Source organism: Thermogutta sp. (assembly GCF_039793925.1).
Classification (GTDB): Bacteria; Planctomycetota; Planctomycetia; order Pirellulales; family Thermoguttaceae; genus Thermogutta.
This window is the reverse complement of the sequence record NZ_JBAMME010000124.1, coordinates 1-12,860: the sequence shown is the minus strand read 5'-3', so window position 1 is coordinate 12,860 and position 12,860 is coordinate 1. Positions and strand designations below refer to the sequence as shown.

The window sequence follows — 12,860 nt, the reverse complement described above, 5'->3', positions numbered from 1 at the left end:
AAGCTTAGCGCCGCAAAGTGACAGATGAGCCATTTTGGTATTGTAGTTCCCGTTCTCAGTCCAAGGAGGAGGGCAAATTGAGCGAAATTCGCGAGCGCGGAATACTCACGAGGGAGTCTCGGCGAGAATCAAATCATCCGGCCGGGATGGCAATCGGACTTGTGATCGGTCTGGTTCTCGGCCTCCTGGTGAATCTTTTGAGCAAGAGTAGGGATACGTTGTGGTTGTCATCATTTTTCCGGTGGCTGACGCCCGAACGGGTTGAATGGATGACAGGACACGTGGTGGAACCGATTGGAAAGGTCTTTCTGAGGCTTATACTGTGTGTCGTTTTACCACTCGTTTTTTCGGCGTTGGTTTTGGCTGTCGTTGAGCTCAAAGACATCCGTAAACTGGGTACAGTGGGACTGCGGGCCATTCTTTTCACGCTCGCGTTTTCGGCATGTTCGGTGCTTATTGGCCTCACGCTGGTTCACGCATTTGGTCCAGGCCGGTTCATCTCGGAGCAGACTCGCGAAGAAATTCAGTCTCATTATCGGATGACGCAGCGGGAGGAGCCGACTCTTACAAAGCCACTTTCGCAGGTTCTCCTCGATCTGATACCCGAGAATCCGCTCCAGGAAGCCGTGGGAGCCCTGGACGGATCAGCCAAGGGTAACGGGATGCTGGCCCTGATGGTATTTGCATTGCTGGTCGGGTGTGCAGCCGTCAGTGTGGGAGGTAAGACCGACGGGGTGGTGGGCGTTCTGGAGGGGCTTTTTGCCATTTCAATGAAGATCGTGGATTGGGCGATGCGGATCGCCCCGCTGGGCGTGGGATGCTTGATGTTTGCGGCGATGGCCCGCCTCGGAGTAGATTTGATTATTCCCCTGTTGGGATTTCTGGTTGTAGCGCTGGCGGGACTAGCGCTGCAGACGTGCGGCGTGTATTCTGTAGCTTTGCGTTTGTGTGGAATACGTCCTGGCCAGTTCTTCCGCGCGATCCGTGGGGTCATGTTGACAGCGTTTGGGACGTCGTCGTCGAACGCCACGCTTCCCACGGCACTGCGTGCCGCTGAGGAAGACCTTGGGCTTTCGCCTCTAATCGCCCGATTTGTGCTGACAGTCGGGGCGACGGGTAACCAAAACGGCACAGCCCTGTACGAGGGAGTCGTCATTCTTTTTCTGTGCCAGGTTTTTGGCGTGCACCTCACCTTACTTCAACAGGCAAGCGTCATGATTTTTGCGATATTAGCCGGAGTGGGGACGGCTGGTGTTCCTGCCGGATCGATTCCGATGATCATGGCCATTCTAGCGGGAATCGGAGTGCCGCCGGAGGGGATCGGTCTGATTCTGGGTTTTGATCGCTTCCTGGACATGTGTCGAACGGTCGTCAATGTCACCGGCGATCTTGCAATTGCGCAATGTTTGGACTCGTGGCATAAACGGCAGCAGGCCGGGTGATCCGGACCGTTGCGAAAGTCGGCGTTCCAGCGGAGGAATCAGACCGGCCAGGAAACCAGGTTCACTCACCGTTCCGGCAGGCGAACGATGCGAAGCGCGATGTCGTTATCAAAGGTTGGCGAATGTAAAACGTGAGAGGCCCCGGCGATCGAAAATGCTTCCACTTTGGCGTTCTCGCCGGTTTTGGTGTCGACCCATGTCGCCTGATATTTTCCGGCTGGCAAACGAATTGCCAGCTCCGCCGTGATATTGCGTCTTTTAAGCTCTTCAATGTTTTTAGGTTTATTGGGAAGTGGCACATGGAGATAAATGGCATACACCTTTCCATGCTGAGATAAACAGGTGGCGGTTAAATCGGGGGACACATGTTCGATTGACTGTGTATCCGGCTGCATGTTCACGAAAGGAAGGGCCTCCATGAACCTCTTGAGGATGGCAAGTTGTTGCCGCAGGGCCGGGCTGCCGCCTCCGGGAGATTTGTAATCCAGAAAATCACCCTCTGGATGACTGGGAGTAAAGGAATAATCAAGATTACTATAGAGTGCCCCACCGGCAAGAATAAAATCCCAGCCCTCGGTCCGATACAGAATGTCGTCTTTTCCGCGAAAACCCGTCTCATTTTCGCCGATCGCAACATTCCAGTGATAATTGAGCGCCACAGTATCGGGCGGCACGCAGTAATGAAAATTGAGTATCTTGACGGCGGGGTGGAGCTTTTCCACCTTCGCCCGACCGTTGGCAATATTCATGGACACAAGATGACGCACGCCAAGCCTTTCTTCAGTTTCTGCGATGACGTCAGCGATTTTCCATTGCCATTCTAGTGTGACTCCACCGAAGTATGGCTCATTGCAAACCTCGTAATATAGATTGTCAAAGTCTTTTAATTCTGTAACGACTTTGCGAACAAACGCGATTTGAACTTCCGTAAGGTCTTTGTGTTTAAGGGTATAAACTTCCTCGCGGGGGCAATTACCTATTCCGTTAATATTGTTCCGATGATTCAGCGGATTTGCGGCCCACAGCTCCTCATTATAGAACGGACAGAATAAATTGAATTCGACGACTACGCCGCATTTGTGAGCCATCCTCATGAAGTCCTTGAGACGCGCAAAATAGGCTTCGTCCCAGCGTTGCAGGTCGAATTTATTGCCGCCATCAAAGTAGCCAGGCTGCTCGCTGCGTGCCCAGGGACAGATGTAGCGGAGAGGTTTTGGTGCGAGCGGATTATCGGTGATCCCGAAAGAACTGGGGACTTCACGATAGGTTCCGGAAAAGGTACGGGTGTGATTGAGTCCCTCTCGGGCAAGTGTCTTCAGATAGCGGACATAATCGAAGTCCAAGTTGAGCACCGCACCGTAGTGCTCACCGGAACCGATAAGCACCGTGGGCCGACCCCGCCAAAGAAAATAGTGAGGATTGTCTGGATGCAAGCTGATAGGTGGTTCTGCGTGCGCCCAGCTCGGAACAAAAAGAAAAACGACGAGCACAATAGCGTGCCGAATGCTAACTTTCATCGGAAAGCCTTCCCACCAATAACACGTAAACAACTTTACATCAGAATTAACCCTCTTGATTACAGACTAAAAATCATGCCGTAATTCCATCGGAGGCAAGACAAGTTGCCGCCGAGGAAAGTTTTGGTAGCTCTCGTGCTCGAGTGCGAGTCCGTGATTTGCTAATCAGACTTCCCAACCTTGTCGGTAGTCGGGCTTGAGCCATTGATTAGCTTCAACCGGGCTGATAATGCGCTGATTTTTGGCATCCCATTCAATGCGGCCGCCAACCTTGAGGGCAATATTCCCGAGCAAATACGCCATGGTCAATGGACCAGCGTAACTGAACGGACAGCTTGGACGTTCGGGATCACCGGCCTTGATTCCCGCGATCCACTCGCTGTACATATCCCCGTAGCGTCGCAAGGTCTGGGGAACATCAGGAAAATCTTGTTCTGACTTATGTCCCACACCGATCATTCCTTTGGTTCCGACGATGAGTGATCCGCCATCGGGTACCTCTTTAACACCAAGGAGATCCGCAGGAGGCGTCTTGCCGCCGTCATACCAGTACAATTTAACGGCCGGTCGATTGCCCTTGGCTGGAAAGTTGAAGCGCAGGATTGTCGCCAGCGGGAACATCTGCGTCATGGGACCGGAGGTCTCCACCACTTCGACACTCTCTGGAGCATCAAGTTCCAGTCCCCAATAGGCGGAATGCCACATGTGCGGGGCGATGTCGCCCAAAGCCCCCGTTCCAAAATCCCACCAGCCGCGCCATACGAACGGGTGGTAAACCCAGCCAGCGTGCAGCCGCTGCGGCGGGAGCTTGTAGACAGGATGGCCCTCCGGCCATTTTTCTTTGTATGGGCGCGCCGGTGCAACCCCAAGCCAGTTATTCCAGTCCAGATAGTTTGGGACGGGATCCTCGCCCTCCGGTCGATCGAAGCCCTGTGGCCAAATCGGGCGGTTGGTCCAGTAGTGCACCTCTGTCACATCCCCAATGGCACCACTGCGGATGATTTCCACAAGCCGAACGGTGCTGTTACTTCCCCGGCCAGGGGTTCCCATGTGCGTCACAAGCTTCTTTTCCGCTGCCACTCGGCTCATCTCGTAGGCTTCAAACACGGTCCGCGTGAGGGGCTTTTCGCAGTAGCAGTGAAGGCCCTGCTTCATCGCACGCAAAGCAATGGGAGCATGCATGTGATCAGGAGTGCTGATCACTACGGCGTCCAGTGTTTTCTCCTTATCGAGAAGCTCGCGGTAATCGGTATAGGTGCGCGCTTTGGGAAATTTCCGAGCTGCCGATTCCAAAGGCCGCCGGTCCACATCGCAAAGAGCGACCACGTTTTCACCGGCCACTCCCTGGAGATTTGCACCACCACGACCGCCTACCGCAATAACGGCGATGTTCACTTTCTCGTTGGCTTCATAGCCAAATACTAGGCGGGAACGAAGAATAAGAGTTCCCGCAGACATGGTTGCGGTGAGCTTGAGACAATCGCGGCGCGAGAGGGTGCGCTTCATGGGTGGGCCTCCTTGTGGCAGGAAGATTACTCGAACGGTACATCGAAGCTGCGACAATCTTTGGAGGGTCTGTCTCAATCCGGCCGCGATTATAACACCGCAGCGCTCAATTGTTCAACTAGGCACACAGTGATTCTGGGAATTTGGAAAAGAGCGAAACATAAGGAAAGCGGCGTAGCTTCTGCTACGCCGCTGACGACTTTTCGTGGTTTCAAATCGCTGATTGAGATCGTAGATTGAGTTGGGGAAGCGGGACCTCCATCATACGTCGGTCCAGAATCCCTTGGCGATCAGCCAGTCCACGACGCCCTCAATGTGTTTGGTGTTGGACGGACTCGTTCCCCGAACTTTGACTTTCTCCATCTGGGTCAGATACACGTAGTAGGGCAGGTCGGGATTTTGCAGGAGAGCCTCCACACGGTTTGCCTGCAAGTGGTCTACACCGGGGGAATCCCACACGTCGCCGGTGTCATAACCACCGCCACCGTAAACCTCCACCCGTTCGAAGAACTTCGCACGGTTGTAGAATCCGGGACCTTTGAGCCGGCTGAACTCGGGAGTCGCAGTGAGCACGTCATTTCCGGCTGAACCGTACATTTTTGCCGTGTCAAAACCGCCATTGGCTGAATAAGCGTGGACGAAGTCGAAGAACTTCGCTCGAGCGAGGTAATTGCTGCCAGTGATCCGTGTGTACTCCGGTGTCATCACCACCAGGTCATCGCCGGCAGTATCATAGAGCTGGGCGGCATCCAAGCCACCGGCTGACGCATAGGCATGCACAGTGGGCACGTCTTGCACAGTGATGCTGTAACCCGGGCCGGACAGCGTGCTCAAACCTGGCTTTGCCACAAACAGGTCGTTACCCGGTGAATCGTACAATTGTGCCACGTCATTGCCGCCACCGCCCAGAATCGTGACGTTAGCGAAGCCAGAAACGCTGATTTCCACAGACGAGTTCGATACGGCGGCCCCAGTCGGGCTGGCCTCGATTGTGTCGGCACCAGCGGAACCGGTGATCGTGGCTCCGTCCGTACCGCCGCCCGAGAAAACTCTGACGCGGTCGAAGAATTTCGCCCGAGCCACGTAATTTGTGCTGTTCAGCCGTGCTTCCGTTTGGGTAGCCGTCAAGGTGTCGTCACCCGGAGTGCCGTCAAGGTTGGCACTGTCGTTACCCATGCTGGCATAGCCGTGCACGAACGCCACGTTGGCAAGGTCATACGAATAGCCAGGACCGCTCATCGTGGCATGTCCGGGTCGAATCTCCAGTACATCGTCTCCCGCGCTGTCGTAAAGTTGGGCGGCGTCCAATCCACCGTTCCCGTTGGCGATCATACGCTCCACATTGACAGCGGAGACGGTAAAACCGGTGCGCGTCATTCGTGCTGTACTCGGCGTGAAGACGAACGTCTCCACCCCCGAAGTACCTACGAGTGTGATGGTGTCTTCACCGCCAGCGCCATCGAACTGAACCTCGTCAATATCCCTGACGTTGTAGCTGTAATTTGTGCCGTTGACCACAATCAAGTGGGCATTTCCGACGGTGCTCACCGAAACGTTATCATTAAGGGCGCTACCGGTGATGATGACGCGACGCCCTTGCTGCGATACCTGAGTGGTGGACGTTGTGATAGTCACCACATAATCTTCAACTTCCCCATCCGGAGCGTACCCGGTCGGACCGGCCACGCCTGCACTACTGAGACGGAACCGCGCGAACGTGGTCCCGAGTAAAGCCTCGGCTGGCACGGTGAAAGTGAGGACGTTGGCCCCAGCGACCACATTACGGCCGGTGAAGATACGTTCTCCGGGATCATTCCAGTCGCCGTCCTGATTGAAATCAATCCAGGCGTCTAGTTTGCCCGGCCCGGAAGCCGTGGCGGTGATCGTAGCCGAAGCGCCGACTGCTAGTGGTGTATTGAACACGATGCCATCTTCATCATCAGAAATGTTTGTGTCATCTCCGTTGGCCTCGGCACTCGGTCGTCCGTTGGGTTCGGCATCGGCAAGACTACCCAGTCGCAGACCGGGCGTGATGAGATGTCTAGCACCGTTGTCGGCCAGGAGCGTTGGATACGGGGCCGGCGCATCACCGTAATCCAAGCTGCCGTCGTCATTCAGGATGAGAATCTGAGCCTGCGGGTCGCTAATGACGGCGAGCTGCGGATTGCTGATGTTGAGGAAGAAGTTTTCATCTGGTTCAATCCTTGTGTCACCAACGATTTCGAGCTCGATCGTGGCGCGTGCCACGGCGGGCTTTTGCCTTGCCACCATGATCTCGTAATTGCCTGCGCGATAGCTTCGCCAGACGACGAGGTTACTGGTGACGGCAGGATACCAATCGTAACCGGGGTCGGAGGAGATATTCCGCGGGATGACGTTGGTGTTGAGATCAGTGTAGAAGACCTCCCAATTTCCACCGACAAACGCATGCCACACGAGCCGGTCGCCATAAACACGCGGGAGTTCATCTTGGACGGCGTTATCGGTGATACGCGTCACAGCGGCCGGCCCAATGTTCAGGTTGATGTAATAGATTTCGGTATCGAATCCATCGTTGTGTTCGAAGACCACATTGTTGCCCGAGATATCGGGATGAATGTCGTCCTCGTTGTTGGCAGTGAGAAGCGTGGTGGTACCTGACGGGATATCGTAAATCGCGATTTCCCAGTCGGTGCCGTCATGTTGTTGCCAAACGACTTTGCTCCCATCGATTCGCGGATAACGATCATCCAGGACGTTGCTGGTGATTTGTCGAGTGGTACCTGAGGAGTACAGATAAATCTCATTGTCAAACCCGTCGAAGCCATACCACGTGACATTGCGTCCCGACACGTGCGGGAGATAGTTATTGAACGAGTTATTGGAGATGTTGACGGGGTTTCCACCAGCCACTAAATCGTAAGCAAATATCTGCTGCGCGCCACCCACGTTTGCTGTCCACACCACGAGATCACTCGAGAGTTGTGGGTCGATGTCGTCGTAATCGTTGTCCGTGAGTTTCTGCGTGGTGTTGGTCGTGGTGTCGTACAGGTAGATCTCCCAATCATGTCCGTCATACCCACTCCAGACGACCCGGTCTCCAAACACAGCGGGCATGCGATCGTCCGAAGTGTTGTTGGTCAACCGACGCGTCTGGGTGCCGTCGAACAAATAGATTTCCCAATCCTGACCGTCGAAGCTTTCCCATACCACTCGATCGCCCCAGACACTGAAATCGTAGTCATTGGATTGATTCTTGGTCAGGAACTGGATATCCCAGGTTGGTCGTGGCACGCCCTGGGGCGTGAACACGAACGTCCCTGAAGCCGGGATATAATCGTTGTCGGCCACAGTGGCCGTACCGTCAGCAGTCTGATAGTTGAAGGAAATAGGTGCTCCGAAGGAGTCTTGAACCTCGACCGTGACCCTGACTTTGGTCCTGCCACTGTTGCCTTCAGCGACCGCAATATCCTGCAGCGATACGGTGGCCAGCCGGTAGTTGCCGAATGTCACGTTATCAAGCTGTTCGCCGGTACCCAGGGTGACCTTGTATGAGCCATCAGACTGGCTGCGAGAGGTCACATCCTGGACCGGGCTGGTTTGGGGATTAAAGATCACCGTGGGACCAGCGAGATTAACGAGGTCGCCGTCGGCAGTTGCGTTGATGCCGAATCCCGCCACGCTGTTGATAGCGTTGGCAATTGCGGCAGCCACCACGTTTGGTGAATCGGTGGCAGTGAACGGGACACGGCGATTTCCCGCAGCCACGGTGCTGTTATTGTCGAATTCAAACACAACTGCTGTGGTGCCATTTGAGAGCGAGAACGTATTCCCGTCGACCAGAGCGCTACCGGCTGGGGCTCGCAAGTGTCGGGTCTGGCCATCCGGCAGGACAATCCCCGCAGGTGGATACGTCTGAATCCAGCCTGTCGGCACCTGATGCCGCACCACGTAAGTGCCGCTGAACAAGCCCGTAAACTGATAGAAGCCAGTCTCGTCCACGTTCGGAGTCAACGGATTGTCGTATTGGGTGTAGGTGACCGGCTCGAACGAGTCCGGCATACCGTTGTTGTTTAGGTCCACATACACCAACACGCCCGCCAGACCGGACTCGACACCGAAAAGTTGACCGGTATTGGGATCAAGACGGAACGCGTACTCTTGCTGCGTCATCAAGGCGGCGAGGTCGGCGGCATTTGAGGGCCGGGCGAATGTGGCGTAATGGATGCCGTCACCCGCATCGTATCCGATCACAGCGCCGGGTGCACCAAATCCGTTAACACCCTGGCCATCTCCGGTGGTCCACTGCATGTTGAAGTAATGGAAGACCACAATGTCACCACCGGGATCATCCTCGATGTACAGGGAGAACGTGTTCTTCTTGTCGTTGTGCTGGTTGTAATAACCAACGTTAATCCAGTCGATTTGCACCACCGGGTTTCCACGCGCGCTTGTGGACCGCTGGAGACGGATCTGGCCCGTCGCCCGGGTATCAACATCGGCCCAGAACGGCGCCAGCACCGGTTCTCCTTGCGGGAAGCCGCTCGCGGAGAACGTGGTCACAGGATTAGCCAGAGACACAAGCCCATTGGTCGAGACGTAGATCTGGTTGTACGTCTTGCCGAAGAACTCGAAATCGAATCCCAGCGGGATTGCGGCACTTGCCAGGTCGTCGCCGGCCGGGACGATGATATTCCCTGTGCCCGGCGGCAAGACGTTGACCGGCGGAAGCTGTTGACTGGGTTGCAAGTCCCAAATGCCATTTGCGTTGAGATCGTTGAAGACGTAACCGCTGAGCGACGAAGTGCCAGCGATAATATTGACCATATAATCTTCAACTTCGCCATCGGGAAGTTGATCATCGGGGATTGCCGCGGGAGTGTTGTACGAGAGTCCTGGCGTGTGGCTGTAGCGGAACCGAGCGAATGTTGCCACGGATTGGAGGTCACGCGGCACCCGGAATTGAATTTGCGTCGTCGTGCTCGTGATGAGCTGATCGATGACGATCTGCTCGCCGGGATCCGCCCAATCTCCATCGGCATTGTAATCAATCCAGGCATTCAAATATCCGCCAGTCTGAGAGACCGTCACCTGAATGGTGGCCAGTTCTCCGGTGAGGAGTGGCGTGAGGAATGTTACGCCGTCTTCATCTGCCAGGTCGTTGGAGTCGTCACCGGTCGCCGTCGGGTTGGGCTGGCCATCCAGTTCGTAGTCCACAAATTGTCCGAGGCTAAAGCCACGAACCACGCGGTGCCGGGCCCCGCCGTCGGCACGCAATGTCGGATAGGGCGCCGGCGCATCGCCGAAGTCCACCGGTGCATCGACGATGCTGACCCGGTAATCTTCGACCTCGCCGTCAGGCGCCTGCCCAGTGGAACCGATATCTAACTGTGAGCTGATGCGGAATCGCGCGTAGGTAGTGCCCTTTACCGCATTCGTTGGAACCACAAATTGGAGGCTGTGGACACCTGAGCTGGTGATGGGCTCGTTGGTGAAGATCTGTTCGTTGGCGTCGAAGATGTTGTTAGCGTTGAAGTCAACCCAGGCTTGCAGGTATGCTTCGGACATGCCGCTGGGCAGGTTGACAACCACCTGAACCTCGACAGGGTTTCCTGGTACCAACGCATCGAGGAAAGTGATACCATCTTCGTCATCAATGCCGGCAAGGTCATCGCCCTGGGCCGTGGCTCCGGGGCGGCCATTCAGCTCAGCGTCCACGCTCTGGCCCAAATAGAGTCCGGAACCCAGAATGTGTCGGGCACCATCCGCCGCCAGAGTTGTGCCATAGCTGTCCGGTGCGTCGCCGAAGTCTTCATGATAGGGCACAAGCTGTACCTGGTAGTCTTCAACCTCACCATCGGGAGCGAGACCTGTGGGTGCCAGACCGCCGGTGCTGCTGAAGCGGAACCGTGCAAACGTGGTAGCCGGATTGAGCCCCGCGGGCAGTGTGATGGTCACTATGTTTTCACCGGCCAGCAGTTGATAACTTGTCAGCACCTGCTCGCCAGCATCGGCCCAGTCGCCGTCCGCATTCAGGTCGATCCACGCGTCGAGATACCCGTCGGCAGACGCAATGACCTTGATTTGAGTATTGCCACCAATCAACAGGCCAGTGTCGAAAATTACGCCGTCATCCAGGGTATCGCCGGTGGCGTTGGCATTTTGACGGGCGTCCGGTTCGTTGCTGACACCACTGCCCAGATAGAAACCGGGCACAATGATGTGACTGGCGCCGTTGTTCTTGAGAGTCGTGGGATAGGGCGCATCCGGGGCGTCACCAAAGTCGATACCCGCCAGGTAGATCACGAAGTGCGTGGTGCCGTCGGGCCGATTCGGTTGTAGCGGATTGTTCGCAAGATCGCGAATTGCCAGGTTGTCCAGTTCGACTTTATAAGTATAGCCAATCGACCAGACGCCAGAGGCCGGCACCAGGTAAATGATGTTGTCGACGGGATGATATTGGAAGAAGTAATCCTTTCCGTCTTCCAAGAGGACATTGTCGCGGTATACCTTCACGGCGCTGGTGAGCACAGTCCGGTCATTGATTCCCACGCCCTCCTCATCAGAAAGGCGAATAGCAAATCGGGTAATCCGGCGACCGGCGATGAACACGTCATAATTGGCCGGGTTCCGGTCGATGCCGGCAGGATCGTTGTCGAGCGGTTCGATAAGACTAGCAGTTGGTCCGCGGAAATCAACGCGGTCCACCGCCCCGCGGTCTTTAAAGATACTCAATCCGGCACCAGGTCCGGGATTCACTGCCGGATCGTCTTTCCGAAGCTGTCCGTACAAATCGTAAGACGGCGCGATGATCGGGGACGGTGCAAGACCGATCGGGGCCAACACCGAGTTGTAATATCCAAACCGCTCTTGCAGCGAATCAATCGAACTATCGATGATTTCCGATCCACGATCGGGGATGAAGTTGTAATTGGCGGGATCGACAAACAGAGGCGCACCCGGGGCGAGAACACGATCAAACGTCCCGAGGCCCATGCCCTGGACATTCTGCGTGTTGCCCTGGTAGGCGTTGCCACCGAGGACCGTGTTTGGGGCTGAGGAGGCATCCACACGAATGCCCGTGTTCAAGTTGGCCAGCACGTTGTTCAGCAGCGTGGGACCAGCGTTGTTGACCACCTCGATTCCCACGCCGTTGGCAGCGAGTCCACCATACACCGTGTTGTTGACAACGCGGACAAACGGAATGGCCCCCGTGGGCTGACCAGTCGAGCCGCTGATGCGAATTCCGCCCTGTCCGTTGAAAGCCAGCAGATTGTTCTTGAGGGTAACGCCGGACACGAGCTGATTGGGCGCGTTGAGAGTCCGACCAGAGCCGGGATGCGGATTGTTCGAGCCAACATCTCGTGGCCCGGGCTCCACCCGAATTCCATACTGTGAAGCATTGAACACGCTCGTCGATTCAACAAGGATGTGGCCCTTCTCTCGCGTAAAGTTCTTATCCCCGATCAAGGGATGGCCATTGTTATCTGGATGGAACAATGTGACACCGGGCCGTGCACCACCCTCCACGGCGCCAAACACGATTTGTTGCAACGGAGTCGGGTTGGTGCCTCCAAGGTTGCCACCCGCGTATGTCGCGCCCCACAAGTCCACCCGATTACTCGTAAGGATAGACACAGCTTTGACGTCAAGCCGGCCTTCGCTATTAGCGAAGTTCACCGCGCTGGCAACAACATTGGCAATCTCGCCAGCGGTCATTCCGCGGCGGAAATACACAGGGACCTCGGAACCGGTGAGCGGCGGCACGAGCGGCTGTGACGTGCCGATCGCTTCATCCAGGAACACAAAAGTTACTCGACGGACTCCGTCTTCGATCCAGAATCGATCCCCGTGAGCCAGATGCGTCGCATCCGGAAACAGTAGCGTAATATCCTGCGTCCAGCGATCATTGGTGTCGGCCGAGGGACCAAGACGGGTCACGCGGTAGGGAGTAACAACCAAGTTCCCGAATTCGTCTCCCCGACGAATCTCGAGGACGTAGCTGCCAGTCACCACAATAGGATCTGCAACGCCCGGCGCAGGCAGGAAGTCGAAGCCCGTCACGTCAGCAGGGGCATTCGTCACCATCTCGCCCCGTTCGGCAAAGCCGATGATGATGTCATCAATGTACCAACCTTCATGGTTGTTATTCTGACCTCGCCGGTAATCGAAGAAACGATTGTTGCCGCGGGCCGTTGCGCCGTAGCTTTTACTTGTAGTGTCACCCTCCAGTACGTTGGAGTGGAACAATGGACCGGCATTGGTGATGGATACACCAAACACCCTCATCAGCGGTTGAGTGCCACCGATGGTGTCCCCACTCCGGTCATCGAGCTTGATCGAGGTGGCGTTGGGATCACTGGTCAGCAGCGGACTATTGGCCACATTGAGAAGATTTCTGCCATCAAAGGCCACC

General features: G+C 55.8%; 4 protein-coding genes. 1 reads left to right on the top strand and 3 read right to left on the bottom strand.

Annotation, left to right across the window (positions count from 1 at the left end; genetic code table 11):
- The first annotated feature begins 77 nt into the window (after positions 1 to 77).
- Positions 78 to 1,442, top strand: a complete 1,365-nt coding sequence (locus ABJK56_RS04585; protein ID WP_347243485.1) for a dicarboxylate/amino acid:cation symporter — start codon at positions 78 to 80, stop codon at positions 1,440 to 1,442.
- A 65-nt stretch (positions 1,443 to 1,507) separates the two neighbouring features.
- Here the strand turns inward: ABJK56_RS04585 and ABJK56_RS04580 are convergent, their stop codons facing one another.
- The 3 genes from ABJK56_RS04580 to ABJK56_RS04570 form a co-directional block, all read right to left on the bottom strand.
- Positions 1,508 to 2,959: a hypothetical protein gene (locus ABJK56_RS04580; protein ID WP_347243484.1), complete on the bottom strand. Its 1,452-nt coding sequence runs from the start codon at positions 2,957 to 2,959 to the stop codon at positions 1,508 to 1,510.
- 165 nt (positions 2,960 to 3,124) lie between these two features.
- Positions 3,125 to 4,465 (bottom strand): Gfo/Idh/MocA family oxidoreductase, encoded by a 1,341-nt coding sequence (locus ABJK56_RS04575; RefSeq protein ID WP_347243483.1) that lies wholly within the window; start codon positions 4,463 to 4,465, stop codon positions 3,125 to 3,127.
- Positions 4,466 to 4,726: 261 nt separating this feature from the next.
- Positions 4,727 to 12,829, bottom strand: a complete 8,103-nt coding sequence (locus tag ABJK56_RS04570) for a GEVED domain-containing protein (protein WP_347243482.1) — start codon at positions 12,827 to 12,829, stop codon at positions 4,727 to 4,729.
- Positions 12,830 to 12,860: the final 31 nt, after the last annotated feature.

Excerpts from the sequence above, each read along its gene's own strand:
- ABJK56_RS04575 (WP_347243483.1), bottom strand. The coding sequence starts at position 4,465 with ATGAAGCGCACCCTCTCGCGCCGCGATTGTCTCAAGCTCACCGCAACC.
- ABJK56_RS04580 (WP_347243484.1), bottom strand. The coding sequence starts at position 2,959 with ATGAAAGTTAGCATTCGGCACGCTATTGTGCTCGTCGTTTTTCTTTTT.